The sequence below is a fragment of the Variovorax sp. BGA-UO-ETr-C22 genome (genome assembly GCF_059567965.1).
This window is the reverse complement of record NZ_JCAQPA010000011.1, coordinates 1206083-1230692: the sequence shown is the minus strand read 5'-3', so window position 1 is coordinate 1230692 and position 24610 is coordinate 1206083. Positions and strand designations below refer to the sequence as shown.

The 24610-nt window shown below is 67.7% G+C and carries 25 protein-coding genes; 17 read left to right on the top strand and 8 right to left on the bottom strand.

The genetic code is table 11. The features are described 5' to 3' along the window. Window positions 1–4: 4 nt before the first annotated feature. On the bottom strand, window positions 5–1192 hold the full coding sequence (locus AC57B8_RS25810; RefSeq protein ID WP_496481158.1) for a M20 aminoacylase family protein: 1188 nt from the start codon (window positions 1190–1192) through the stop codon (window positions 5–7). Then, entirely contained in the window at window positions 1189–2187 is a 999-nt protein-coding gene (locus AC57B8_RS25805; protein WP_496481157.1) for a tripartite tricarboxylate transporter substrate binding protein, read from the bottom strand. Before AC57B8_RS25805 ends, AC57B8_RS25810 begins: the two co-directional genes overlap by 4 nt. Before the next feature lie 131 nt (window positions 2188–2318). Between AC57B8_RS25805 and AC57B8_RS25800 the strand changes: the two genes are divergently transcribed. After that, entirely contained in the window at window positions 2319–3206 is an 888-nt protein-coding gene (locus tag AC57B8_RS25800) for a LysR family transcriptional regulator (protein WP_095745258.1), read from the top strand. A 12-nt stretch (window positions 3207–3218) separates the two neighbouring features. Here AC57B8_RS25800 and AC57B8_RS25795 read toward each other — a convergent pair whose 3' ends face one another. Next, window positions 3219–5546: an ATP-binding protein gene (locus tag AC57B8_RS25795; RefSeq protein WP_496481156.1), complete on the bottom strand. Its 2328-nt coding sequence runs from the start codon at window positions 5544–5546 to the stop codon at window positions 3219–3221. Between the two features lie 50 nt (window positions 5547–5596). Next, window positions 5597–6274, bottom strand: a complete 678-nt coding sequence (locus tag AC57B8_RS25790) for a response regulator (RefSeq protein WP_496481155.1) — start codon at window positions 6272–6274, stop codon at window positions 5597–5599. 352 nt (window positions 6275–6626) lie between these two features. Here AC57B8_RS25790 and AC57B8_RS25785 point away from each other — a divergent pair, with 352 nt between their 5' ends. From AC57B8_RS25785 to AC57B8_RS25760, 6 genes are all read left to right on the top strand, one after another. Beyond that, a complete protein-coding gene (locus tag AC57B8_RS25785) occupies window positions 6627–7346 on the top strand; it encodes a DUF1120 domain-containing protein (RefSeq protein WP_157755060.1) in 720 nt (239 codons plus the stop codon). A 137-nt stretch (window positions 7347–7483) separates the two neighbouring features. Further along, window positions 7484–8152: a DUF1120 domain-containing protein gene (locus tag AC57B8_RS25780; RefSeq protein ID WP_496481154.1), complete on the top strand. Its 669-nt coding sequence runs from the start codon at window positions 7484–7486 to the stop codon at window positions 8150–8152. A 263-nt stretch (window positions 8153–8415) separates the two neighbouring features. Continuing rightward, window positions 8416–9132, top strand: coding sequence for a fimbria/pilus chaperone family protein (locus AC57B8_RS25775; protein ID WP_496481153.1), 717 nt, complete (start codon window positions 8416–8418; stop codon window positions 9130–9132). Between the two features lie 2 nt (window positions 9133–9134). Beyond that, window positions 9135–11672, top strand: a complete 2538-nt coding sequence (locus tag AC57B8_RS25770; RefSeq protein WP_496481152.1) for a fimbria/pilus outer membrane usher protein — start codon at window positions 9135–9137, stop codon at window positions 11670–11672. After that, the gene (locus AC57B8_RS25765; protein WP_496481151.1) at window positions 11669–12241 is read left to right on the top strand and encodes a DUF1120 domain-containing protein; all 573 of its coding nucleotides are present in this window, start codon (window positions 11669–11671) and stop codon (window positions 12239–12241) included. Before AC57B8_RS25770 ends, AC57B8_RS25765 begins: the two co-directional genes overlap by 4 nt. Before the next feature lie 83 nt (window positions 12242–12324). Continuing rightward, complete coding sequence (locus AC57B8_RS25760) at window positions 12325–13197, top strand: winged helix-turn-helix transcriptional regulator (protein WP_496481150.1); 873 nt, start codon at window positions 12325–12327, stop codon at window positions 13195–13197. A gap of 16 nt (window positions 13198–13213) precedes the next feature. On the opposite strand, the gene AC57B8_RS25755 is transcribed toward AC57B8_RS25760, so the two are convergent. Continuing rightward, the gene (locus tag AC57B8_RS25755) at window positions 13214–14176 is read right to left on the bottom strand and encodes a LysR family transcriptional regulator (protein ID WP_496481149.1); all 963 of its coding nucleotides are present in this window, start codon (window positions 14174–14176) and stop codon (window positions 13214–13216) included. Between the two features lie 207 nt (window positions 14177–14383). Between AC57B8_RS25755 and AC57B8_RS25750 the strand changes: the two genes are divergently transcribed. From AC57B8_RS25750 to AC57B8_RS25715, 8 genes are all read left to right on the top strand, one after another. Beyond that, on the top strand, window positions 14384–15715 hold the full coding sequence (locus AC57B8_RS25750) for an MFS transporter (RefSeq protein ID WP_496481148.1): 1332 nt from the start codon (window positions 14384–14386) through the stop codon (window positions 15713–15715). 50 nt (window positions 15716–15765) lie between these two features. Beyond that, on the top strand, window positions 15766–16320 hold the full coding sequence (uraD, locus tag AC57B8_RS25745) for a 2-oxo-4-hydroxy-4-carboxy-5-ureidoimidazoline decarboxylase (protein WP_496481147.1): 555 nt from the start codon (window positions 15766–15768) through the stop codon (window positions 16318–16320). After that, on the top strand, window positions 16313–16825 hold the full coding sequence (locus AC57B8_RS25740; protein ID WP_493192340.1) for a hydroxyisourate hydrolase: 513 nt from the start codon (window positions 16313–16315) through the stop codon (window positions 16823–16825). The genes uraD and AC57B8_RS25740 overlap by 8 nt, the downstream gene beginning before the upstream one ends. A gap of 48 nt (window positions 16826–16873) precedes the next feature. Next, complete coding sequence (uraH, locus tag AC57B8_RS25735; RefSeq protein WP_307638214.1) at window positions 16874–17209, top strand: hydroxyisourate hydrolase; 336 nt, start codon at window positions 16874–16876, stop codon at window positions 17207–17209. Window positions 17210–17228: 19 nt separating this feature from the next. Further along, window positions 17229–17720 carry a nucleoside deaminase gene (locus AC57B8_RS25730; protein ID WP_070060610.1) on the top strand — a complete coding sequence of 164 codons (492 nt, stop codon included), beginning with the start codon at window positions 17229–17231 and terminating at the stop codon, window positions 17718–17720. 100 nt (window positions 17721–17820) lie between these two features. Further along, on the top strand, window positions 17821–18432 hold the full coding sequence (locus AC57B8_RS25725) for a TetR/AcrR family transcriptional regulator (RefSeq protein ID WP_496481146.1): 612 nt from the start codon (window positions 17821–17823) through the stop codon (window positions 18430–18432). A gap of 53 nt (window positions 18433–18485) precedes the next feature. After that, on the top strand, window positions 18486–18935 hold the full coding sequence (locus AC57B8_RS25720) for a nuclear transport factor 2 family protein (RefSeq protein WP_307638209.1): 450 nt from the start codon (window positions 18486–18488) through the stop codon (window positions 18933–18935). A 104-nt stretch (window positions 18936–19039) separates the two neighbouring features. After that, the gene (locus AC57B8_RS25715; RefSeq protein WP_496481145.1) at window positions 19040–20734 is read left to right on the top strand and encodes a long-chain fatty acid--CoA ligase; all 1695 of its coding nucleotides are present in this window, start codon (window positions 19040–19042) and stop codon (window positions 20732–20734) included. A gap of 6 nt (window positions 20735–20740) precedes the next feature. Here the strand turns inward: AC57B8_RS25715 and AC57B8_RS25710 are convergent, their stop codons facing one another. Further along, a complete protein-coding gene (locus AC57B8_RS25710; protein ID WP_496481144.1) occupies window positions 20741–21673 on the bottom strand; it encodes a LysR family transcriptional regulator in 933 nt (310 codons plus the stop codon). Between the two features lie 130 nt (window positions 21674–21803). Here AC57B8_RS25710 and AC57B8_RS25705 point away from each other — a divergent pair, with 130 nt between their 5' ends. Beyond that, window positions 21804–22214 (top strand): RidA family protein, encoded by a 411-nt coding sequence (locus AC57B8_RS25705; RefSeq protein WP_496481143.1) that lies wholly within the window; start codon window positions 21804–21806, stop codon window positions 22212–22214. A 256-nt stretch (window positions 22215–22470) separates the two neighbouring features. Continuing rightward, the gene (locus tag AC57B8_RS25700; RefSeq protein WP_496481142.1) at window positions 22471–23073 is read left to right on the top strand and encodes a hypothetical protein; all 603 of its coding nucleotides are present in this window, start codon (window positions 22471–22473) and stop codon (window positions 23071–23073) included. 13 nt (window positions 23074–23086) lie between these two features. On the opposite strand, the gene AC57B8_RS25695 is transcribed toward AC57B8_RS25700, so the two are convergent. Beyond that, window positions 23087–23767 carry an ankyrin repeat domain-containing protein gene (locus tag AC57B8_RS25695; RefSeq protein WP_496481141.1) on the bottom strand — a complete coding sequence of 227 codons (681 nt, stop codon included), beginning with the start codon at window positions 23765–23767 and terminating at the stop codon, window positions 23087–23089. Then, window positions 23764–24570, bottom strand: a complete 807-nt coding sequence (locus AC57B8_RS25690) for a TatD family hydrolase (protein WP_139705956.1) — start codon at window positions 24568–24570, stop codon at window positions 23764–23766. The genes AC57B8_RS25695 and AC57B8_RS25690 overlap by 4 nt, the downstream gene beginning before the upstream one ends. Window positions 24571–24610 lie beyond the last annotated feature (40 nt).

Below are 24610 nucleotides of genomic sequence, written 5' to 3'. Positions count from 1 at the left end.
ACGTTCAGTTCGCGGCGCGCAAAAAGCGCTCGGTCAGCAGCACCCAGTAGGCGCCGCCCACGGCAACGTTGCTGTCGTTGAAGTCGTAGCCCGGGTTATGGACCATGCAGGCGCCATGCGCGTCGCCGTCGCCATTGCCGATGAGCAGGTAGCAGCCGGGCACGCGCTCCAGCATGAAGGCGAAGTCTTCGCTGCCCGGCAGCGGCGGCGTCTGCCACGTGACCTGCGCCGGGCCCACGAGTTCTTCGGCCACGGTGCGCGCGAAGGCGGTTTCTTCAGGTGTGTTGACCAGCACCGCGTAGCCGGGCCGCCAGTCGATCTGCGCCTGCACGCCGAAGCTCTCGGCCTGCGCGGCCACCAGCGCCTTGATGCGGGTTTCGATCTTCTTGCGCACGTCGCGGTCGAGGGCGCGCACGCTCAGCTCGAGCACGGCGCCTTGTGGGATCACGTTGTTGGCCTTGCCCGCATGGATGGCGCCCACCGTGACCACCGCCATCTGCAGCGGATCGATGTTGCGCGAGACCACGCTCTGCAGCGCCATCACGATGCTGGCCGCGGCCACGATGGGGTCGGCCGCGCGGTGCGGCATGGCGCCGTGGCCGCCCACGCCGGTGAGGGTGATGGTGGCGTAGTCGGACGAAGCCATGGCCGGGCCTTCGCGCATCGCCAGCCGGCCCTGCGCCATGCCGGGCATGTTGTGCATCGCGAAGATGGCGTCGCAGGGGTAGCGCTCGAACAGGCCGTCGTCGATCATGCGCACCGCGCCGCCGCCGCCTTCCTCCGCGGGCTGGAAGATCAGGTTCAGCGTGCCGTCGAAGCGCCCGCGTTCGGCCAGGTGCTGCGCCGCCGCCAGCAGCATCGCCGTGTGGCCGTCGTGGCCGCAGGCGTGCATCACGCCCGTGTGTTCGCTGGCGTAGGCCAGGCCCGTGGCCTCGTCGATGGGCAGGGCGTCCATGTCGGCGCGCAGGCCGAGGCGGCGCGTGCCGTTGCCGCGCACCAGCCGGCCCACCACGCCGGTGCCGCCCACATGGCGCTCCACGGTGTAGCCCCAGGCCTGGAGCTTGTCGGCCACCAGCGCCGAGGTGCGGTGCTCGTCGAAGCCGAGTTCGGGGTGCTGGTGGATGTCGCGGCGGATGCCGATGAATGTGTCGGCGCTGGCGTGCAGGTCGTTCAGGAGGGCGGTGGTGCTCATTGGGGTTCCAGTCGGATGGACTTGGCGATGTCGCGGTAGCGCGCGGTCTCGGCTTCGTAGAACTTCGCCGATTCGGCCAGCGTCGTCTGCGGCGAGGCCAGCTGTGTCTGGGCCGCGAGCTGCTCGCGCACGCTCGTTTCCTTCAGCGCCGCGCCGACGGCCTGGTGCAGCTTCTGCACCACGTCTTCAGGTGTGTTCTTGCGCACGAAGAAGCCGCTCCAGGTCTTGTAGTTGACGTTCTTCAGCTCCTTGCCTTCGCTGGCGGTGGGCACGTTCTTCAGCAACTCGGAGCGCTGCCCGCCGAGCTGGCCGAGGATCTTCAGCCGGCCCTGGTCGGCCAGCGCGCCCATGGCGGCGCTGTAGACCAGCACGGCAAAGTCGACCTGGCCGCCGCCGATGTCCTGCAGCAGCGGCGCATTGCCCTTGTAGGGCGCGTGCATGAGCTTCACGCCGGTGTCCAGCTGCACCTTCTCGAGGATCAGGTGGTAGAGCGAGCCGATGCCCACGCTACCGTACGACAGCGGCTTGTCGGGCGACTTGCGCGCCAGCGCAATGAGTTCGTCGACGCTGTTGGCCGGCAGGTCCTTGCGGGCGACGAAGACCATCACCGCCTCGGCCACCGGGTGCACCATGCGGAAGTCTTCGGCCTTGAGCTTCACGGCCGCATTGGCCAGCGGCGCAAGGATGATCTCGTTGGGCGAGCCCTGGAAGAGGTAGTAGCCGTCGGCCGGCGCGGCCAGCACCTTCTGCGCGGCCATGGCGCCGCTCACGCCGCCCAGGTTCTCCACGACCACCTGCTGGCCCAGCGCCTTGCCCAGCGGCACGGTGAAGATGCGCGCGGTGGCGTCCGAAGGGCCGCCGGCCGGGTAGGGAACCATCAGGTTCACGGGCTTGGCGGGAAAGCCGTCGGCGCGGGCGGGGCCCGTGGCCAGCAGCATCAGCCCGCAGCCGAGCAGCAGTGCGGATCGGAAGAGCGAAGTCGTCGTCAAAGTCATGTCTCCTGGGGTGGTGCCGGCTCGTGGGGCCGGATGCAGGGGAATGCTAGGAGCGGCTCGACGCAACGTCCAATGCATTGTTGGCTGCATTAGCATGAGTCCAATGCATTCATGAAAACGAGGTTTTCGCCATGACGCTGGTTCAACTGAGGCACCTGATTTCGCTGGCCCACACGGGCTCGTTCAGCCAGTCGGCGCAGGCGCTGCACCTGACGCAGCCCGCGCTCAGCCGCAGCGTGCGCGCGCTCGAGGACGAGCTGGGCATGCCGCTGTTCGACCGCATCGGCCGGCGCAACGAGCTCACGGTCTTCGGGCGCGAGGTGCTGGAGCGCGCGCGGCTTTTGGTGTCGGAGGCCGAGGCGCTGCGCGACCGCGGCCGACAGATGCGCGAAGGCGAGGGCGGCACGGTGCGCATCGGGCTGGGCTCGGGGCCGGGCGCGCTGCTGATGACGCCCTTTCTGCTGCACATGGCGACGCACCACCCGGCGGTGCGCACCGTGATCGCGCGCGGCAGCACCGACCTGCTGGCGCAGGCGCTGCGCGAGCGCAGCCTGGACGCGCTGGTGGTCGATGCGCGCGCGCTCAAGCCCGCGCCCGACCTGGTGCTGACCCACGTGTACGAGCTGCGCGGCGCCTTCCTGTGCCGCCGCGGCCATCCGCTCACGCGGCTGCGCAAGGGCGTGAGTTTCGAGGCGGTGCAGCGCTACCCGATCGCCTCGACGCCGCTGAGCGACGAGGTGGCGCGCGGGTTGGTCGAAACCTACGGCCCGCAGGCGCATCCTGCCAACTGCGTGACCCTGCAGTGCGAGGAGCTGCCCAGCATCGCGGACGTGGTGCGCCAGAGCGACACGGTGCTGCTCGCGGTGCACGAGTCGGCACCCGACCTGGTCGAGCTGCGGATGGAGCCACCGATGCGCGGCACGGCGCGCTTCGGGCTGGTGACCTTGCGCCAGCGCACCGAGGCGCCGGCGCTGGCAATTCTTCGCCGGCTGATGAAGGAACGGATGGCGGGGGCGTAGGGCGCCGTCTGCTCAGGACGCCGCCTGTGCCGACAGCGCAAGCTGGAGTTCGTCCAGCAGGTCCGCCACGCGCATGTGATCCGAAGCGGTTTCGCCGCGGGCGATTTCCTCCAACGCATCGGCGGGCGCTGCCACGGCCGCAGCGTCGACCATCAAGGCCGCGCCCCTGATGCGGTGCGCATGGTGCGCCGCACTCGCGGTGTCGCCGGCAGCGAACGCCCGGCGCAGCGCTGCAAGGTCTTCCGCCATGGCCTCGTGAAACTGCGGCGGCAAGGCCGTGTCGGGACGTTGCGGCGACGACGGCGTTCCGCCCAGCCAGAGCTGCAGCATGCTCGACAGTTCGTCCAGCCGCAGCGGCTTCTTGAGCACGCCGTCCATCCCGCTTTCCATGCATTCATCGAGGTGCGCCGAGTCGGTCGCGGCCGAGATCGCGATCACGGGCAGATGGGTGGCGCCGTCCTCGCGCTCGCGCTGTCGGATGCGGCGCGTCGCTTCGTAGCCGCTCATCCCGGGCATGTGGCAGTCCATGAGCACGAGCGCAAAGGGATGCGGTGGCGCGAGGGCGGCCAGTGCCGCCGCGCCGTCGGCTTCGACCCGGGCGTCGTAGCCCAGCACGCGCAACTGCTCCGCGATGATGAACTGGTTGCCCGGATGGTCCTCCACGACCAGCACGGTGGCCACAGGACCGGAAGACGGTTTGCCATGTGCCGCAACGGCGTCCCTGGACAGTTCTTGTGGGGGCGACACAAGCTTCACCGGCAGGGCGAACTCAACCGAGGTGCCCGCCCCGAGCCGGCTGGTCAAACGGATCTCGCCGCCCATCAACTCGACCAGCTCCTTGCAGATGGTCAGCCCCAGGCCGGTGCCGCCAAATCGCCGCGTGGTCGAGTTGTCGGCCTGCGAATAGGCATCGAAGAGGGTGGCCTGCTGCGAGGGCGCAATGCCGATGCCGGTGTCGCTCACCGTGACCGTCAGCAGGCCGTTCATGTCGCCATCGTCCAGAAGCTCCAGCGTCACGTCGATGCGCCCGCGTTCGGTGAACTTCACGGCATTGCCCAGCAGGTTGAGCAACACCTGCCGCAACCGCGTGGGGTCGATCAGCACCTGCCGGCCCGACGGGTTGTGCGTGCGCACCGCGATGACCAGCGGCTTGTCCTGCGCGTTCACGCGCGCCACATGCGCCACCTTCTGCGCCAGCGCGTCGACATCGGTAGGCACCAGTTCCAGCGCGAGGCGCCGGGCGTCCAGCTTCGAGAGGTCGAGCACATCGTCCAGCAGCGACAGCAGCGACAGCAGGGCTTCGGCGGCCGCCGAGGCGGTGCGCGTGAAGCGCTTCTGGCGCGCATCCAGCGGCGTGTGCGCCAGCATCTCGATGGAGGCCAGCACCGCGTTCATGGGCGTGCGGATCTCGTGGCTCATCACCGCCAGGAAGTTCGACTTGGTGCGCTCGCTCTTCTGTGCGGCGCGCTGCGCCACGCGGGCGCGCCAGGCGAACCAGCCGAGCAGCACGACGCCGCCGAGCAGCAGCAACAGCTGCGGCAGGCGGTAGCGCACGATCGACAGCAGCGACGGTTCGCCGAAGTCGGTCTGCTCCAGCCACCGGTCGTTCATCTGGCCGGTCTCCGCCGCCGAGAGGCTGGCGAGCGACTTCTCCACGATGGAATGCAGCAGCGGCAGGTCGGCGCGAACGCCCATCTGGGCCACGTACAGGAGATCGCCGATCGTGCCGGAGATGCTCAACTGGCGCGCATGCCTGCGACGCATCATGGGCAAAAACACCGCGTCGGAGCCGATGGCGGCGTAGGCCTCGCCGGTGATCACCGCATCGAGGCTTTCCATCGGCTCGCTGGTGGGCAGCACGCGCACGCCGGGGTAGCGCTCGGCGAAGACATGGGCGTAGGTGCCTCCGCCGCGCACGGCCGCCACCTTGCCGTCCAGGTCCTTCATGTGCAGGACGAAGGGGGCGTCGGTGCGCGTGACGATGATCGTCTGCGCCACGAAGAAGGGATCGGTCAGGCGCAGCCGGGCGCCGACCTCGCGCGTGGTTCGCTGGGCGCTGGCGTTCGGGAACATGTCGACCTTGCCGTCGAGGAAGGCCTGCTGGGCTTCCTGCCAGTCGGGGGTGGCGTGCAGCTCGAAGCGCAGGCCCGACTTGCGGGCGACCGCGTCGAGGTACTCCGCGATCAGTCCCTTGTAGCGGCCGTGCTCGATGGACTCCAGCGGGCTCAGCCGCGTGTCGGCGGCATAGCGCACGACGGGGTTGGCCTTCATCCAGCGCTGTTCCTCGTCGGTGAAGAGGGGCTGCGCCTGCGCCCAGGCAGGGCCGGCGGGGAGGGCCATCGCGCCGCACATCGTCCACCGGGCCGCTCGCCCGAGAGCGCGCCAGGGATTCATGTCTTGTCCAGCTGGTGGCGGATCTTGAACAGCTCGTTGTCCGTGCGGATGCCCAGCTTGCGGAAGGCCGCGTGTTTCTGCGTGCTGATGGTGTTCACGTTGCGAGAGAACTTCGTGGCGATCTGCGTGACCGACAGGCCTTCCAGGCAGCAACGCAGCACCTCGCGCTCGCGCGGGGACAGCAGCGGGTTCTTCGTGAGCGCCTCGGCGTCGGTGTGGGGCGACGCGGCCTCGGAATGGGTGGCGATGTCCGCCGCCATGTCGGGATGCAGGTGGATGCGGCCCTTGCCCACCGTGCGCACGGCCGCCACGAGCTCGTCCAGTTCCTGGCTCTTGCCGACATAGCCGCGCGCGCCGGCTTTCAACGCCAGTGCCACGGTGGCCGCGCTGTAGTGCGCGGAGATGACGATCGTCCGGCTGCGCGGATGCCGGACCTTCAGTGCCCGCAGGAGGTTGAGCCCGTCGATGTCCGAAGGGCCGAGCGAGAAATCCACGAGCACGACATCCGCCGCCACGGTGGCCAGGGCATCGAGCAGTTCGCGGCTGGTGGCATGGCTGCCGACCACCGACAGGTCGGGCTCGTCCGCCAATCTTGCGATCAGGCCATGCCGGACGACCGCGTGGTCGTCGAGCACCATCAGGCGCAGCGGCTGCGCGGCGAGGTGGTGTGCCATGAGGACCCTCCCAGTGGGCGGATCGTAGGCCGCTCGCTCCCGCGTCGACACCATCACAACGAGGGGATGCGTGGGCGCATGCCGCGCGAGCCCGCGCTGGCTTGTGGCTCGAATTTTCGAACGATCCCTAAGTCGACCTCCCGATTTTTCGTGGCATTTCTATATCGGGAAAAGCACTCGAAAAGAACAATTCACCGGAACAAAACACGCCGCCGCTCACACGCTTTCCGTGCGCACTTTCAAGGGCACTCGCTGCAAGAGGCGCAAGGCCCTTGCAACGCGAAACCCGATGCATCGGCGGTTGGATTGGGTTCGTTGCGGTGCAGTCAAACGCATCGTTTCGAGGCCATGGGTGGGGTTCAACGAATCCTTCGTTGAACCCTTTTTTGAAGTTCTTGAGGACATACCAGTGAAGAAAATTGCAACCCTTGCCGCAGCCACCTGCGCGGCTGCCGTGATGTTCGTGCCCGGCCAGGCGAGCGCCGACAGTGCCGAGCTCCGGATCGCCGGCATCATCGTGCCGGCCGCCTGCACGCCCGTTTTCACAGGCGGCGGCGTGGTCGACTACGGCAACATTCCCTCCGGCTCGCTGAATCCGACGGCCCAGACCACGCTCGCGGACAAGTCGACCCAGCTGACGCTGACCTGCGATGCGCCTGTGCTGTTCGGCTTCAAGGTGATCGACGAACGCGCTGCAACGGCGGTCGCCGCGTTGGAAACCATCCCGGGGTATGCCACGAATGCGAAGTTCGGCCTGGGCGCTGTGGATGGCAAGAACATCGGCGCCTATTCGTTGCAGATCACGAAAGAGACGGCCGATCAAGGCAGCACCAAACACATCAACAGCGTGGACGGCGGCGCCACCTGGTCGGACTTTGCGGGCGGCATGACCGGCGACGGCGGCACGCTCGTTGCCTTCGCCGCCAGTGCCACGGGAACGGTGCCGGGCGCCCACACCGCCATCACGGCCGACATCCGTGTGGTGACTGCCATCGACAAGGGCAGCAACCTGCCGCTGACCCAGCAGATTCCGCTGGATGGCCTGTCGACGTTCGAACTCGTCTACCTGTAAGCGGCGACTGACGAACAGCCCGCTCGTCCATTTGCATTCTCGATTCTTCCGCCGTCAAAGGCCGCGTTTCGGGACCATGGACGGGCTTCAAACAATCCTTCGTTGAAATCTCTTTCGAAGTTCTTGAGGAAATATCTGTGAGGAAAATTGCAACTCTTGCCGCTGCCGCCTGCGCGGCCGCCGTGATGGTCGTGCCCGGCCAGGCGAGCGCCGACAGTGCCGAGCTGCGGATCGCCGGCACCATCACGCCATCCCCTTGCACGCCCGTTTTCACGGGCGGTGGCGTGGTCGACTACGGCAACATTCCCGCCAGCTCGCTGAACCCGACGGCCCAAACCACGCTCGCGGAAAAGTCGATCGAACTGATCATGACCTGCGATGCGCCTACGCGGTTCGGCTTCAAGGTGATTGACGAACGCGCCGCGAGCGCGATCACTTCGCTTGAAACGATCCAGGGGGCCGCCCCGAACATGAAGCTCGGCTTGGGCACTTCGGATGGCAAGAAGATTGGCGCCTATTCGTTGAAGCTCCTGGGTCTGATCACCAGTGAAGGCGGCGCGTATATCGTTCAGAGCGATAACGGCGGCACCAGCTGGAGCCAAGTTGGCTCAAAATCTGCCCTGGTTGCTGATGGGAGCAGGCTCATTGGGGCCGTCAACAGCTCCACGACCACGACGCCGAATCCCCACAAGTCCATCACGACCACGATCGGCGTGGTGACCGCCATCGACAAGAGCAACAACCTGCCGTTGACCCACGCGATCCCGCTGGATGGCCTGTCGACCTTCGAACTCGTCTACCTGTAAGCCACACGGCTGTATCGGGCGGGCCTTCCGCCCGATACAGGGTGGTGCCGGGCAGGGCGCTTGGCGCAACCCTTTCCAGGACATCCCGTTCTCGAGCCCGCTGCGGCATTGAGCACCGGCCGGCATCGCGTCCGGACCGTTCGGGATCGACGCGGTGCCACGGCTGGCGAACGGCCCGTCGGTCCCTCCCCATTTTTGATTCTTCTCGAAAGCGCCCCTTTCGAGACGGCGGACGCGCTCGTCCGACCACAGGAAAGAGAACCGTGAACTTCACTCCCGCCAGATTTGTTTTCGCACTGTCCGCCTCGGCCGCATGGATCGCGGGCCTCGCCCCGCTGCCGCTGCATGCCGCGGGCATGCTGCCGGAGACCTCGGTCGTCATCGTCAACGAGAGCGATGGCGAGGCCAGCATCAACGTCAAGAACACGGATGCCAAGCCGGCGCTCATGTTCACGTCGCTGACGGGCATCCCCGGGGACGACGACACCCTGCTGATCGTGACCCCGCCGGTCGCCCGGGTCGAGCCGGGTGAGACGCAGCTGGTGCGTTTTCTGCTGCAGACCAAGGAGCCGCTGAAGACGCAGCGCCTGCGGCGCGTGATCTTCGAAGGCATCCCGCCGAAGAACACGGAACCGGGCCTGCGCGTGACCATGAACGTGCGCCAGAACCTGCCGGTGCTGATCCACCCCAAGGGCTTGGCGAAGGACGACCAGCCATGGAAGCGACTGAAGTGGTCGGTCGGGACCGGCACGCTGCGCGTCGTGAACGACAGCCCGTACGTGGTGCGCCTGGCCACCGCGGTCCAGTTGCTGCCGTCGACCGCGACGGTCGAGTTGCCGCGCCCCCATGTGCTGCCCGGCGAGACGGTGGAAGTGCCCCTGCCGGCCGCTGCGAAGGGGGCCACCACGGTGCGGCTGGTGCCAGCGACGGTGTACGGCTTCACAGTGGCCAGCTACGACGTCAGGCTCGCGGCGCACTGACGATGGCTGGGCTGTCGTCCTTGCGCACCGTGGCCCCGGCGGCCGCCATGGGCGAGCGCGCGAAAGGCACTTCGGCCGGCCTGCCGGCGATGCTCTGCGTGCTGCTGGCTTCTCCGTCGGCCTTTGCCCTGGCCGGTGAGGATCGCGCCGACGTCATCGAGCAGTTCATCAAGGAAAAGCAGGGCGCGGGCTTCGACCTGGACGTGCTCAGGCAGCGCGGCATCGACCCGAAGCTGGCGGACTACTTCCGGCACGAAGCCCGTTTTCGCGCCGGGACGAGCGTGGTGACGTTGTTCGTCAACGGCGAGCGGCGCGGGCTGGTGCCTGCCACCTTCGATGCGGACGGCCGCCTGTGTTTCGACGAGACGCTGCGGGACAAGGCCGGCCTCGTCGCAAGCCGCGGGGCGGGCGACGCAGCTGCGGGCGCCACGGCCTGCGACGAATTCCAGCGCCAGTTTCCCAGCACGATCGTCGAGCTGCGCCCCGGCAGGGACGAGGTCCGCCTCATCGTGCCGACCGACGCGTTCCGGGCCCGCGAGCGCGCCGACACCTTCAGCAGCGGCGGCGTCGCCGGCCTGCTGAACTACGACCTGCTGACGATGGACAGCCGCCATGCCGGGGGCACCAGCAGCTTCCATTCGCTGGGCACCGAGGCCGGCCTGAACGTCGGCGACTGGATTTTCCGCAGCCGCCAGAGCTACACGTCGAACAACGGCAAGGAAAAGCTCCAGCACCTGTATGCCTACGGCCAGAAGACGCTGATCGGCCTGGGCTCGACGGTGCAGGGCGGCCAGATCACCATCGCCAGCTCGATCTTCCCGGGCGATCCGATCCTGGGCGTGCAGATCGTCCCGGAGGACGCCCTGCGCGCGGACGCACGCGACAACGGCGCCGTGGTCGAAGGCATCGCCCACACGCAGGCCCGCGTCGAGGTGCGGCAGAACCACGCGCTCATCTACTCGACGGTCGTCCCGCCGGGGCCGTTTTCGCTGACGGGCCTGCCGCTGCTCAGCGGCGCGAGCGACCTGGAAGTCACGGTCATCGAGGCCGACGGTTCCCGGCGGCCGTTCACGGTGCCCGCCGCCGCCCTGGGCGCGACCGCGCTTCGCACGACAGCGGGCTACTCGTTCGCGGTCGGACGCTACCGCCCGTACGCCCACGGTGAGCGCCAAGACAAGCCCTGGGTTGCGACCGGCACCGGCACCTGGGCCCTGGACAAGCGCACGCATCTGACGGCGGGTGCCATGGTGGCTTCGCGCTACCAGGCCGCGGCATGGGCGGTGAGTCGCATGGTGGTGCCAGGCACGATGGCGGGGTTTCGACAGGCCGTGTCCAACGCCACAGGGGAGGGCGTGCGTGGCACGCAGGTCAACGCGTCGGTGAGCAGCGTGATCTCGCCCGCCTTGTCTGCGTCGATGAGCGCCACGCAGCAGACCCGGGGCTACCGCGCCCTGGCGGACACGATCAATCCGAACCTGTTCGATACCACCTGGACGCGCCAGCGCTACAAGGGCCAGTACACGGGCTCTGTCGGCTGGACCCACGCAGACTTCGGCGCTTTCCGGCTGGCCTACTCGGCCTCCTCGAGCTTCGACGGACGCCACATCCAGCGCGTGATCGGCTCGTGGGTGAAGTCGTTCCGGCACGCCACCGTGTCGCTCAACCTGGAACGCAGCACGGGCGACCTGGGGCGCTTCGACAACCGGCATGCGGCCTATGTCACCGTGAGCATTCCGCTGGGCTCGAAGACGGTGAAGACGTACGTCAACCGCTACGACGACCGGACCCGCGCCGGCGTCACGCTCAACGAGCGCATCAACGACACCACGAGCTACCAGGTCTCGGCCGAGCGGGACAGCCGCGACGGGCGCAACGACTTCGCGGGGCGTCTGAGCCTGCTGCCGCGCTACACGCAGGCCAACCTGGGCTTCTCGCGCAACGGCGCGAGCACCACCTACAGCGGGCAACTGCAAGGCGGCATCGTCGCCCACAAGGACGGCGTCACGTTCTCGCCGTACCCCGTGCAGGACACCTTCGGCATCGTCTCGGTGGGGGGCGTGTCCGGCGTCCGGATCGGCACGCCGCAAGGCCCGGTGTGGACCGATGCGTGGGGGCGCGCGGTGGCCCCGCAGCTGTTCCCGTACCACACGAGCCGGCTGGAGATCGCGACCCGGTCGCTGCCCCGCAACGTCGACCTGGTGAACGGCTACCAGGAGCTGGATGCGGGCCGCGGGTCGGTGAACCACATCCGCTTCGGCGTGGTCAACGCCCGCCGGGTGCTTTTGAAAGCCATCGGTCCCGCAGGGCAGGCGCTCGAGAAGGGCGGGGCGGTGGTCGATGGCAACAACCAGTACGTCACCTCGGTCGTTGACGGCGGGCAGGTCTTTCTGCCCGACGTGCGGGACGGCGCGGACCTGCGGGTCACGCTGTCGAACGGCGACAGCTGCAGGCTCGCGTTTTCGCTGCCGGACAAGCCCGACGCCTCCGCCTACTTTGAATCGGCCGATGCCACCTGCACGGCCATGGGAGCACACCAATGATCACGATGAAAAACCTGCGCCGAATGGGCGCGATGTTCGGCATGGCAGTTGCCGCGCTGGCAACAACACCGGCGCATGCACAGGCCTCGGCACGCTGCGATGCGCAACTGAGCGAGTCGCTCGTCGACTACGGGCGGATGACCCGCGCACAGCTGCTGGAACGCCAGCCTGACCCCGCCCGGGCCTCGCTGGGCAAGCGCCTCGTGACGCTCACGGCGGTGTGCGCCGAACGCACGGCAATGGCGCTGTCGTTCCAGGGCGCGGCCGCGGACGACTCGGGCTTCCGGTTTGCCGGGAACGGCTGCTTCACCCTGCGGATCGTGCAGGCGCAGCTCGACGGCAGGCCGGTTCGCCTGGCCGGATCGCACGCGGACGCCACGAACTCGGCCCCTTCATCGCTCCTTCGACCCGGCGACCGGATGTCGCCCATGGACGGCGCGGGCCTGGCCCAGGGCCAACGCCTCACGGTGCAGCTCGAGATCGAGCCCTTCGTGGGAGTTGCTGCCACGCGCGTGGGTGCCGAGAGCACCTGGGAAGGCGCGGGGCGTTTCGAAGTTCTGAGCCGTTAGCCCGTCATCCGGCGCACAGGCCACCCATTCGGTTCGCCCACAAGGCGATTCGACATCCGATCCATCTACCTCTGGAGCGACCCTTGAAGCAGAGCCATTGCACAGTCCACACCGCCATTCCCTCCACGCTGCGGCTGCCCATCACCTGGGGCGAGCCCGTGTGCGCCACCATTGCGGTGATCGACCCGGAACTGCGGCCTCGACAGCAGATGGGGCGGGCCATCCGCAGGCTCGGCCATTGGCCGCTGGTCTTCACCAGCGCATTGGAGTTGATGCAGGCGTGCCGCTACCTCAACCTTCGCTTCGACGCCGTGGTCGTGGCCTGCCCGGTGGACGCGGGCGCCGCGGGCGCACTGATCGCCCAGGTGCGGGAGCAGGTGGGCCCGGAGTGCCCCCTGGTCCTGAGCGGCGGCAAGCGCGGTCTGCGCGAACTGGCGGTCCTGCATGCACGCGAACCCGACCACGTGGAGGTGACGCCGTCTTCGTTCGAAGAGGCGTACCTCCTGATGCGGTGCTTCCTGCAGTGGCAACGGGCACGGGTGGCGGGCCAGTTCGTCGAGTGGGGTGCGTTCCGCTTCGACCTGTCCGCGGACAGCGCGCAGGTGGCCGGCATCCGGGTCGAATTGACGCCCAATGAGTTCGACCTGGCCATCGTGCTCTTCAGGAACGTCGATCAGGTCCTGACCCACCACGCACTGCGCGCGCTGGTCTGGGACAGCGGCCATCGCTGCGGCTCCGGGGTGCTTTCCACGAACGTGTGCGGCCTGCGCCGCAAGCTCGGCCTGGGCGCCGGACGCCATGGGTTGGAACTGCAGGCGGTCCCGGGGCAGGGCTACCGGCTGAGCACCACGGCCAGCGCGCCGGAAGAGAACAGGCGCCGGCAGCGGGAACCCGTCCGAAGGGCAGGGGAACGCGCGTGGGGGAGCGCAGCCGCTGCGCCGGGTTCGGCCGCCTGAGCGAAAGGCGATCGGCCTAGGCGCTCGTGGGAGCGGCAGCTTCCGCCGCATCGGGCCGCGCCAGCCCCGACGCCACCGCCGCCAGGATGCCGCGCAGCCATCGGTGCGCCGGCTCGTGCTGCGAGCGGTCGTGCCACAGCTGGTAGAAGCGCATGCGCGGAAAGCCCTGCGGCGCGGGCACCGCCACCAGCGGCAGCGTGTGCACGAACTGCATCGCGAAATGGCGCGCGGTGGTGAAGACCAGGTCGGTGCCCACCAGCAGGTGCGGTGCCACGGTGAAGTAGGGCACGGCAATGCAGGCCTCGCGCGTCTGGCGCAAGGTGGCCAGGTGCGTCTCGACCACGCCGCGCTGCGACGCCGCATACGGCGTGGGCACCACGTGGCGCGCCGCGATGTAGCGCTCCATCGTCATGGCGCCCTTGGCGGCCAGCGGGTTGTTCTTGCCCATGAGGCACATCAGGTCGTCTTCGAGCAGCAGCGACAGGTGCAGCCGGTCGGGCGGCTGCGGCCAGTTGCCGATGACGATGTCGAGCTCGCCCTGGGCCAGCGCGCGCTCGTAGTCGTAGGTGACGCTCAGCGGGTGCACCACCAGCCGCGCATGCGGCGCCTCGGCGCGGAACCGCGTGGTCACGTCGGCCAGGAAGCTCATCGCCAGGTAGTCGGGCAGCGCGAGGTGGAAGGTCATCGCGCTGGAGGCGGGCTCGAACTGCTCGGGGCCCGAGAGCATGCGGTCGATTTCGAGCAGCGCGCCGCGCGCGCGGTCGCGCAACTGCAGCGCCCGCTCGGTCGGCACCATGCCGCTGCGCTCGCGCACCAGGATGGGATCGGCGAACACCTCGCGCAGCCGGCGCAGGGCGGTGCTGATGGCAGGCTGGGTCTGGTTCATCCGCACGGCGACCCGGGAGACGCTGCGTTCGGCCACCAGGGCGACCAGCACGCGCAGCAGGTAGGTGTCGACGGGGGCGTGGGAGCGTGACATGGCGGCAGGGCGGAAAAAAATGCCTCTGGGGGCGTTGCCGGCGGCAGGACCCTCATTGCAAACCGTTATGTCGCACATTCTAGAGAGCGTGATCCGGGGCCGCGATATCTGCCTACAGTTCGCCACCAGCGGGAACGGCAGCCGCAAGCGGACCCACAGAAGGTCCCAGGCGGCGCATCCCGTCCACACCTAGAAATGGAGACAACCATGAGCATGGACGCCACGATGGCGCCAGTCCGGGAACCCACCGCCACGGCGGAACTGGACGGCATCTACCGCAAGATCATCTTCCGCCTGATTCCCTTCCTGATGCTGCTGTGGGTGCTGGCCTGGATCGATCGGGTCAACATCGGCTTCATCAAGCTGACGATGCTGGACGACCTGAAGTGGAGCGAAGCGGCCTACGGGCTGGGCGCGGGGATCTTCTTCCTGGGCTACTTCTTCTTCGAGGTGCCCAGCAACCTGCTGCTGCAGAAGATCGGCGCCAAGAAGACCATCATGCGCATCACGATCGGCTGGGGCCTGACCTCGATCGCCACGATGTTCGTGAAGAGCACCGAGATGTTCTACCTGCTGCGCTTCCTGCTGGGCGTGTTCGAGGCGGGCTTCTACCCCGGCATCATCCTGTACCTGACCTACTGGTTCCCCGACAGCCGGCGCGCCAAGGCCTTCGGCATGTTCATGTCGGCCTCGGCCTTCGCAGGGGTGATCGGCGGGCCGCTGGCCGGCACCATCATGAACAACATGCATGGCGTGAACGGCTGGGCCGGTTGGCAGTGGGTGCTGCTGCTCGAGGGCATTCCCTCGGTGCTGGCCGGCATCGCCACCTACTTCTACCTGACCGACCGCCCCGAGCAGGCCCACTGGCTCACGGCGCGTGAACGCCAGCTGGTGCACGACGACCTGGAACGCGACCGCAAGACGCTGGGCCACCGCGAGCACAGCATGCTGGCCTCGCTGAAGAACGGCAAGTTCTGGCTACTGATCCTGATCTTCTTCTGCATCATCGCGGCGAACTCGTCGCTCACCTTCTACGGCCCGACGCTGGTGAAAGAGATCGGCTTCACCAACCCGCTGACCGTGGGCTGGATCATGGCCGGCGCCTACCTGTGCGGCGCGGCCGGGATGATCTGGAACGGCTTTCACTCCGACCGCCACCAGGAGTCGCGCTACCACTGCGCGCTGGCCGCGGCGCTGGGTTCGGGGGCGTTGCTGGTGGTGGCATTGTTCCTGCGCCAGAGCCCGGCCCTCGTGCTGGCGGGCCTCACGCTGGCCATCGTCGGCACCATGAGCGCGATCCCCGTGTTCTGGCAGATGCCCAACCGCTTCCTGGCCGGCACCGCAGCCGCCGGCGGCGTGGCGCTGATCAACTCGATCGCCAACCTCGCGGGCTTCGGCGCGCCGTGGATGCTGGGCCTCATCAAGACCGCTACCGGCAGCCTGGCGCCGGGCCTGTATGTGGTCGCGGCGGTCGAAATCTGCGCCACCGTGCTGATCCTGCTGTTCGTGCCGCGCCTGCACAAGACGCCCGCGCGCTGATTCCTTCCACCCCTTCGTCCGTCTGTCTGAATACAAAGGAGATGCTCTCCATGCCTTCCCACGCCCATCGTTTCGACCTCGAGGCGCTCAACGCCATGGACTGCGACGCGTTCGTCGCCGCACTCGGGCCGACTTTCGAGAATTCGCCCTGGGTCGCACGCTCGGCCTGGTCGCTGCGGCCCTTCGCCACCATCGACGCGCTGCACGAAGCCATGCTCGACGTGGTGCGCCGCGCACCCGACGCCCAGCAGCTGGCCTTCCTGTGCGGCCACCCCGAGCTGGCGGGCCGCGAAGCCCAGGCCGGCACGATGACCGCCGAGTCGGTCGGCGAGCAGGGCAGTGCGGGCCTGAACGCCCTGAGCCGCGAAGAGATGGCCGAGATCCAGCGGCTGAACCGCGTGTACCGCGAGCGACACGGCTTTCCTTTCATCATCGCGGTGCGGCGCAGCACCAAGGGCCAGATCTTCGAGGCGCTGCGCAGCCGCGCCGCCGAATCCACCGAAGCCGAGCGCCGCGCGGCGCTGACGCAGATCGGCCTCATCACCCGCGGGCGCATCGACACGCTGCTGGGTGCGTCCATCTCCCAAGGAGCGGTCCATGCCTGAGAAAGAAATTTCCCTGCCCGCGCGCCGTCGCTTCGCGCTGTCGGGCCTCGCGCTCGGCGCCGCAGCCCTGGCGCCCCACGGTGCTGTTGCACAAACGGCCGCACCCGCCGGCCCGGCCCAGGCCAGCGGCCCCATCGTGCTGCACGGGGTGAGCCCGCGCCTGACCGTGCACGCGCTCGACACCTTCCACGGTGCCGCGGCGACCGGCCTGCGTATCGATCTCTCGGTGCGCGAGGGCGACGGCTTCAAGCTGCTGCGCACCGTGACCATGAACGGCAACGGCCGCTCCGACGAGCCGCTGCTGATCGGCGACAGCTACCGCGCCGGCGACTACGAGCTGCTGCTGCACGTGGACGAGTACTTTGCGCGCAAGCAGTCGCGCCTGCCCACGCCGCCGTTCCTGTCGAAGCTGCCGGTGCGCATCCGCGTGGCCAACGTGGCCGAGCGCATCCACCTGCCGATCCAGTTCGGCCCGTGGAGCTACACCTACTCGCGCGGCAGCTGACCAAGCAGGCCCCGTTCGTTCCCTTCGTCCGCAAGGAGTTTTCTTCGTATGACCGGCATCACCACCCACGTGCTCGACATCACCACCGGCCGCCCGCTCGTCGGGCTGAAGGTCGACCTCTACGACGTGGCGACCACGCCGCCGACGCGCCTGAACAGCACGCGCACCAACGCCGACGGCCGCACCGACGCGCCCATGCTGCCCGCCGCCTCCGCGCGCACCGGACAGTTCGAGCTGCAGTTCCACGTCGGGGACCACTTCAAGGCCGCCGATGCGCTGTCCGACGTGGTGCCCGTGCGCTTCGCCATCGCCGACGCCGCGCAGCACTACCACGTGCCGATGCTGTGCGCGCCCTGGTTTTTTTCCACCTATCGCGGCAGCTGACCGCGGGAGCTTTTGCTGAATGACCACATCGCATGACCCCCACGCAGGTGCGTACCTGCTCGACTCCATCCGCCTCGCCATGGGCAACATCCGCGAGCGCAAGACCTGGCCCTTCGGCGCCGTGATCGCACGCGACGGCAAGGTCATCGCCACCGCCGTCAACGAGGTGGACGCCCTGTGCGACCCCTCGGCCCACGCCGAGATGCAGGCCGTGCGCGCCGCCGCCAAGGCCCTGAAGAGCACCGACCTGTCGGGCTGCACCGTGTACGCCAGCGGCTACCCGTGCTCGATGTGCCTGACGGCGATGTACCTGTCGGGCGTGAAGGAGGTCTTCTACGCCTACTCGAACGAAGACGGCGAACCCTTCGACCTGTCGGCCGCGCGCGGCTACGTCGAGATCGCCCGGCCGCTGGAGCAGCGTGAGATGAAGCTGCATTCGCTGCCGGTGCGCGATGAGGCCGATGAGGACTTGTACGAGGCGTGGCACAAGGTGGCGCAGCCGGCGGGTTGAGCCAGAGACAGCGCTGCGCCCGGGCCTGCCGGGCCGATGCTGCGTGCCATACTGCCCGCGTGTTCACGTGGCGCAGCAGCCATCGAGGAGAAAGACGCACATGGTCCAGCAGGCCAAGCGCAGCGCAACCACCGTCGGGGCCATCCTCGCCTCGGCGCGACAGCTGTTCATCGAGCGGGGGTTCGCGGCCGTCAGCATCGACGACATCGCGGCCGGTGCAGGGATCGCCAAGGGCGGCCTGTATCACCACTTTCGCGCCAAGCACGACGTCTTCGAGGCCGTGCTCGATGCGGTGCAGGCCGAGCTTGCGGCGGAACTCGGCACGCGCATCCAGCGCATCGAAGGGCACCGTTCGCCCCACACCATCGCGACCAACCTGCGCATCTACCTCGAAGCGGCCACGCAGGAAGGCCTGCGCCAGCTGATCCTGGTCGACGGGCCCGTGGTGCTCGGCTGGGAGCGCTGGCGCGGCATCGACGACCGTCACTTCATGGACTCGATCCGCACCGGGCTCGTGGCCATCATGCCGGCGGGCACGCCATCCGAAGAGATCGAAGCCGCCACGCGGCTCATCGCCGGTGCGGTGGCCGAAGCGGCGCTGGCCTGCGGGGCCGCGCAAGACCCATTGGCCGCGGTGCAGCTGCACTGCCGGTTGCTCGAAACCATGCTGTGCGGGCTGCGGCAACACGGGTTGGGTTCGTCCCCGGATTGACAAACCGACTTTGAGTCGGTAAATTTTCTCCATCGCATCCGATGGAGACAGACATGGCGTTTCCTGGCAAGACCGATCCCGCCGACCCCGCCCTGGGCACCGAAGCGTTGTTCGCGCGGTACCACGTCGGATGGGAAACGCGCGACCCCGACCGCATCGCGTCACTGCATTCCGAAGACACGACCTACTGGCTGCACGACGGCTCCGCGCCGGTGCGCGGGCGCGAAGCGCTGCGCCAGTACTGCGTCGGCGTGTTCGCCCGCTATCCCTTCAGTTTCGAGCTGCGGCGCAGCCTGTTCGGCGCGCGGCACTGGGTGCTGGAGTGGGTGATGGTGCTGCCGCTGAAGGACACGGCAGGGCAGCCGTTTACCGCGCGCGTCGAGATGCTCGACGTGGTCGACGTCAACGACGCCGGCGAGGTGACACGCAAGGACGTCTACATGAACGGCGCCCAGTCGCAGGCCGCCTTTGCGCGCGCGGGCATCGCGCCCGGCCAGCCGTAGCCGTCTCGTTCTTGAAGCATCGCACCCGCTTCCGGCTTGTTGGAAGCGGGCAGGGCGCTGCCGCGCCCGATCGACTGACGGTTACCACCTTCCAGGAGCACGCCATGCAAACCCGCCCGCATCACACGTTCTGGCCCCGGCGCCTGCCTCGCGCCTTGCACGCGGCGCGCACGCCGCTGTGGGACAACCTCGCGGTCAATGCCCGCCGCTTTCCCGACAAGGCGGCGCTCATCTTCATGGGCCGCACGATGAGCTATGCACAGCTGTGGGCCGCCGTCGAACGCCTGTCGGCCGGCCTGCATGCGCTGGGCGTGCGCCCCGGCGACCGCGTGCTGCTGGCGATGCAGAACTGCCCGCAGCTGGTGATCGCGCATTTCGCGATCCTGCGCGCCGATGCCGTGGTGGTGCCGGTCAACCCGATGAACCGCGCCGAGGAGCTGAAGCATTTCATCGTCGATCCCGATGCGCAGGTGGCGATCGCGACGGCCGACCTCGCGGTCGAGCTTGCGAAAGCCAGCGATGCCTTGCCGCAGGCGCAGCAGCTGCGCCACCTCGTCGTGACCCAGTTCACCGATGCCTTCGACCCAGCCGCGCTGTCGGAACAGGACATGCCGGCAGCCTGGGCACCATGGCTGCTGCCGCGACGCGAACTGCCGACGCTGGCCGGTGGCGCGGTGCATGCGTGGACCGACTGCCTGGCCTGCGAAGCCGCACCGCCCGTGGCCCGCGCCGATGCGGACGCACTGGCCCTGTTGCCCTACACCAGCGGCACGACCGGCCTGCCCAAGGGCTGCCTGCTCAGCCACGCGAACGCGATGCACAACGCGATGGCCATCAACGCCTGGGGCAACGTGACGCCGCAGAGCATCCACCTCGTGGCCGTACCGATGTTCCACATCACGGGCATGGTCGGTGTCATGCACGCGGCGATGCAGGTGGGCGCCACGGCCGTGCTCATGCCGCGCTGGGACCGCGAGCTGGCGGGGCGGCTGATCGCCACGCACCAGGTCACGCACTGGGCCAACATCCCGACCATGGTCATCGACCTCTTGGCCAGCCCGAACGTGGCGCGCTTCGACCTGTCGAGCCTGGTCGCCATCGGCGGCGGCGGGGCGGCGATGCCGCAGGCGGTGGCGCAGCGGCTGTTCGAGCAGTACGGCCTGCGGTATGTCGAGGCCTACGGCCTCACCGAAACCGCGGCACCCTCGCACTACAACCCGCCCGACGCGCCTAAGCTGCAGTGCCTGGGCATCCCGTTCATGAGCACCGACGCGCGCGTGATCGACCCCGACACGGGCCGCGAGGTCGCGCCGGGAGCGCAGGGCGAGATCGTGATCCACGGGCCGCAGGTCTTCGCGGGCTACTGGAAGCGGCCGGCGGACACCGAGGCCGCCTTCGTCGAGACCGACGGCAAGCGATTCTTCCGCTCCGGCGACATGGGGCATGTGGACGGGGAGGGCTACTTCTTCGTCACCGACCGGCTCAAGCGGATGATCAACGCGAGCGGCTTCAAGGTCTGGCCGGCCGAGGTGGAAGCGCTGATGTTCCGCCACCCGGCGATCCAGGAGGCCTGCGTGATCGCGACCCGGGACGCCTACCGCGGCGAATCGGTCAAGGCGCTGGTGGTGCTCAAGCCTGCGCAAGCGCCGGTGAGCGCGCAGGACATCATCGACTGGTGCGCCGCGAACATGGCGGCGTACAAGGCGCCGCGCGTGGTGCAGTTCGTCGACGCGCTGCCCAAGAGCGGCAGCGGCAAGGTGATGTGGCGGGCGTTGCAGGAGGCGGAGGCCGCCGCTTGAAGCCACTCACGCAGATGGACTAGGGCGAACGACGACCGGCGCATGCTGCGCCATGAGCCCGGCGACCCACTCGATGAACGCGCGCAGCTTGGCGCTCACATGCCGGTTCGGCGCGAACGCCACGTACAGCGGCATCGGATCGAGCTGCCAGTCTTCGAACAGCGGCACCAGTTCGCCGCGCGCCCGGTGCGGGGCTGCCATGTAGTCCGGCAGCCAGAGGATGCCCAGGCCCGCCAGCCCCGCTGCAAGGTAGGCATTGCCGTCGTCGACCGAGAGCACGTAGCGGCCCTGCACGTCGACGCGCTCGCCGCCCCGGCGCATGGCGTACGGAAAGGTCTTGCCGTGGCGCGACCACAGGAAGCCGACGATGCGGTGGTGCGAGTCTTCCAGCTCGTGCGGGTGCGCGGGCGTGCCTGCCAGTTCGAGGTAACTCGGCGCCGCATAAACCCCGAGCTGCAGGTCGCCCACGCGGCGGGCCATGAGCGAGGGGTCGGTGAGTCCGCCGCCGCGCACGACGCAATCGACGTTCTCGCCGATCACATCGACCATGCGGTCGCTCACGCCCATGTCGAGCTGGATGTCGGGGTAGCGCGCATGGAAGGCCGGCAGCGCGGGCACGAGGATCATGCGGGCCAGCGGGCTGGGCACGTCCACGCGAAGGCGGCCGCGGGGCAGGGCGGCGGCACTCGACAGGCTGGTCTCGGCGTCGTCCAGGTCGGCCAACAGCCGCACTGCACGCTCGTAGTACGCCGCGCCATCGGCCGTGACGTTCACCTTGCGTGTCGTGCGATTGAGTAGCTTCACACGCAGCCGCGCCTCCAGCTGCTGCACGAGCTGGGTCACGCTGGTCTTGCTCATGTGCAGCGTGTCGGCGGCCTTGGTGAAGCTGCCGGCTTCCACCACGCGGGTGAAGGCCTGCATTGCATCGAAACGGTCCATGGGAGGGCTCCTGCGCGGCGATTGTTTGGGATCTGCAAACAGTGATTGTTGGCTTTGCCCGTTTATCGATGGCGCATGGCTTCCTAAAGTCCCTGCATCGTCCTCACTCACCGCAGAAAGAAAACACCCCATGGCCTCCTCACGCGACGTCGTTTTTCCACCCGGGCGCCAGGCGCTCTACGAACGCAACCGCTATTCGCCAGCCATTCGCTCCAACGGCTTCCTGTTCGTGTCGGGGCAGGTCGGCAGCCGCGAAGACGGCTCGCCGGAACCTGAATTGGAGGCGCAGGTGCGGCGCGCCTTCGACAACCTGAACGCCATCCTGAAAGCCGCGGGCTGCACCTTCGACGACGTGGTCGACGTGACGGTCTTCATCGTCGACCCGGAATCGAACTTCGAAACGATCTGGAAGCTGGTGCCTGAGTACTGGGGCGAAGCGCCGCACCCGACGCTGACCGGGATCGGCGTGACGTGGCTCTATGGCTTCCAGTTCGAGATCAAGGTGATTGCGAAGCTGCCGGATGGGAGCACGCTGAGCTGATTCGACTCGGGGCCACTTCGCCCAGGTCTGAAATGAAGGGCTGGGCGAAGTGCGAAGGCCGGAAGGGCATTTGGCTCGGGTCGAGGACTGCCAAGGCTCTCTGGTTCATAGCGGCAAACGGTCCGCATCCACACAAGTAATTTTACATAATGCACATTGTGTTCAATATGAATGGGCTACCGTAAAGTTGACGGGACTCAGGAAACCCAGGCAAGCATCCCGCAAGCCCAACCCGTCAAGAAAGGAACGCCCACAAGTGACATCGAACGTCCTTGCCGGCCAGGAGGAAATGAGCCGCTGCTTCTGCTGGCGATCGAGCACGGAAGGATCGACCGCTTGTTCTTCCTTGCTGTTGGCAACCGCTGCCTCTCTGGCAGTACTCGCCATGGCCGCACCCGTCTATCTTCTCGGGCTTGGTCTGGCGAGCCTTGCCTCGCTCGCGAGCGGCGCGAACCCGTTTTCATCCGGCGTGTTCGTTGATCCGGCGATCTGGATCCCGCTGTTCGGGACGAGCGGCCTCGCGGGTCTCATGCTGCTGGTCGCGACTTCGCGAAAAACGGTCATCGCCTTCAGCTTCGATTCGGAAACCAGGCAGCTCAGTTATGTCGAGACGGCGCCACTGCGAAAGCTGTGCACCACCGTGGTCCCGTTTGAGTCCATTCGCGCAGTGACCCCCACGGCGCTCACCAGCTACGCCACTGCGGGTTATCTCAGCGTGGTCACGCGCTTGCCAGGACAGGATGAGAAGTCCCTATGGCTGGGCAACGATATTCCAGTGGAAAGCCTTCAAGAGCACTGCATATGGCTGTCCAGATACCTGGGCGACCGTGTTCACCCTCTGCTGCGTCAGGATTGCTGAGGCCTGCGGGCACTCACCACTTCCCATCCTTCGGCACCGCCTTCACCGCATTCGCCTTCGCATCCCCAGCTGCCTTGATCAGTTCCGCAGACTCCGCCCGGTTGGCCTTCACTGCAAAGTCGACCGCAGTCATGCCGAGCTGGTTCTTCATCGCCGTATCCGCGCCTTCAGCCAGCAGCAGCTTCACGGCGTCGTTCGATCCGTACATCGCGGCCATCATCAGCGGCGTGGTGCCGTTGGGCGACTGGGCGTCGATGAAAGCGTGGTTCTCGAGCAGGAGCTTCATGATCGACAGCTGCCCGCTGCTGGCGGCGTAATGCAGCGGTGCCCAGCCGGTCTTGTTGACGGCGGCGTCGCGCTTGAGCAGTTGCACCACCAGGTCCTGCTGGCCCTTGATCGATGCCAGCATGAGCGGCGTTTCGTCCTTGGCGTTGGCCAGGTCGACGTTGAGCTGCGGCGACTCCATCAGCACCTGAATGACCTTCGGCGACGGCTCGCGCAGCGCGAGCATCAAGCCGGTCTGGCCGTGCTCGTCGCGCGTGTTCGGGTCGAAGCCGCGGTTCAGCAGGGTGCGCACACCGCTGGCGTTGTCGCCGCGCACGGCGCGGAAAAAGTCTTCGAACGAACCCGCATGCGCTGCAAAAGATGCAGCCATGACAACAAGATATATCGACTTTTTAAAGTAGTCTTTCATGATTTGACTTCCCTGAACAATGTTTCGAAGTTGTCGCTTGTCGCCTTGGCGATGTCCTCTACGGGCATTTGTCGCAGTTCGGCGATCTGTTGCGCCACGAAGGGCACGTACGACGGGTTGTTGGTCTTGCCTCGGTACGGCACGGGCGCCAGGTAGGGGCTGTCGGTCTCGATCAGCATGCGGTCCAGCGGCACGAAGGCCGCCACGTCGCGCAGGTCCTGGGCTTTCTTGAAGGTCAGGATGCCCGAAAAGGAGATGTAGAAACCCAGGTCGAGCGCGGCGCGTGCCACCTCGGCGGTTTCGGTGAAGCAATGGAACACGCCGCCGGCCGCCCTGCCCGCGCCGTCTTCGCCCTCCTCCTTGAGGATCGCCAGCGTGTCGGCCGAGGCGTCGCGGGTGTGGATGATGAGCGGCTTGCGGGTCTGCTGCGCGGCGCGGATGTGCACGCGGAAGCGGTCGCGCTGCCACTCCATGTCGGCGATGCTGCGGCCGCCCTTGCGCTCTTCCATCTGGTAGTAGTCGAGGCCGGTTTCGCCGATGGCCACGACACGCGGGCGCGCCGACAGGCGCACCAGGTCTTCCACGGTGGGCTCGGCGATGTCCTCGTTGTCGGGGTGCACGCCCACGCTGGCCCAGAAGTTGTCGTAGCTGGCGGCCAGGGCCTGCACGTCGTCGAATTCCTCGAGCTTGGTGCAGATGCACAGCGCCCGGTCGACCTTGGCGGCGGCCATGGCGGCGCGGATCTGGGGCATCTGGTCCGCGAATTCGGGAAAGGTCAGGTGGCAGTGGGAGTCGGTGAACATCGGAAAGGATGAAGTGCGGCGCGCCTGTGGGAGATCGCGC

Bases quoted from the DNA above. Each gene is read 5' to 3' on its own strand.
- AC57B8_RS25740 (WP_493192340.1), top strand. From the start codon at position 16,313: ATGCCTGAGAAAGAAATTTCCCTGCCCGCGCGCCGTCGCTTCGCGCTG.
- AC57B8_RS25690 (WP_139705956.1), bottom strand. From the start codon at position 24,570: ATGTTCACCGACTCCCACTGCCACCTGACCTTTCCCGAATTCGCGGAC.
- AC57B8_RS25790 (WP_496481155.1), bottom strand. From the start codon at position 6,274: ATGGCACACCACCTCGCCGCGCAGCCGCTGCGCCTGATGGTGCTCGAC.
- AC57B8_RS25755 (WP_496481149.1), bottom strand. From the start codon at position 14,176: ATGTCACGCTCCCACGCCCCCGTCGACACCTACCTGCTGCGCGTGCTG.
- AC57B8_RS25800 (WP_095745258.1), top strand. From the start codon at position 2,319: ATGACGCTGGTTCAACTGAGGCACCTGATTTCGCTGGCCCACACGGGC.
- AC57B8_RS25810 (WP_496481158.1), bottom strand. From the start codon at position 1,192: ATGAGCACCACCGCCCTCCTGAACGACCTGCACGCCAGCGCCGACACA.
- uraH (WP_307638214.1), top strand. From the start codon at position 16,874: ATGACCGGCATCACCACCCACGTGCTCGACATCACCACCGGCCGCCCG.
- AC57B8_RS25730 (WP_070060610.1), top strand. From the start codon at position 17,229: ATGACCACATCGCATGACCCCCACGCAGGTGCGTACCTGCTCGACTCC.
- AC57B8_RS25770 (WP_496481152.1), top strand. From the start codon at position 9,135: ATGGCTGGGCTGTCGTCCTTGCGCACCGTGGCCCCGGCGGCCGCCATG.
- AC57B8_RS25795 (WP_496481156.1), bottom strand. From the start codon at position 5,546: ATGGCCCTCCCCGCCGGCCCTGCCTGGGCGCAGGCGCAGCCCCTCTTC.
- AC57B8_RS25710 (WP_496481144.1), bottom strand. From the start codon at position 21,673: ATGGACCGTTTCGATGCAATGCAGGCCTTCACCCGCGTGGTGGAAGCC.
- uraD (WP_496481147.1), top strand. From the start codon at position 15,766: ATGCCTTCCCACGCCCATCGTTTCGACCTCGAGGCGCTCAACGCCATG.
- AC57B8_RS25720 (WP_307638209.1), top strand. From the start codon at position 18,486: ATGGCGTTTCCTGGCAAGACCGATCCCGCCGACCCCGCCCTGGGCACC.
- AC57B8_RS25805 (WP_496481157.1), bottom strand. From the start codon at position 2,187: ATGACTTTGACGACGACTTCGCTCTTCCGATCCGCACTGCTGCTCGGC.
- AC57B8_RS25695 (WP_496481141.1), bottom strand. From the start codon at position 23,767: ATGAAAGACTACTTTAAAAAGTCGATATATCTTGTTGTCATGGCTGCA.
- AC57B8_RS25705 (WP_496481143.1), top strand. From the start codon at position 21,804: ATGGCCTCCTCACGCGACGTCGTTTTTCCACCCGGGCGCCAGGCGCTC.
- AC57B8_RS25750 (WP_496481148.1), top strand. From the start codon at position 14,384: ATGAGCATGGACGCCACGATGGCGCCAGTCCGGGAACCCACCGCCACG.
- AC57B8_RS25765 (WP_496481151.1), top strand. From the start codon at position 11,669: ATGATCACGATGAAAAACCTGCGCCGAATGGGCGCGATGTTCGGCATG.
- AC57B8_RS25715 (WP_496481145.1), top strand. From the start codon at position 19,040: ATGCAAACCCGCCCGCATCACACGTTCTGGCCCCGGCGCCTGCCTCGC.
- AC57B8_RS25725 (WP_496481146.1), top strand. From the start codon at position 17,821: ATGGTCCAGCAGGCCAAGCGCAGCGCAACCACCGTCGGGGCCATCCTC.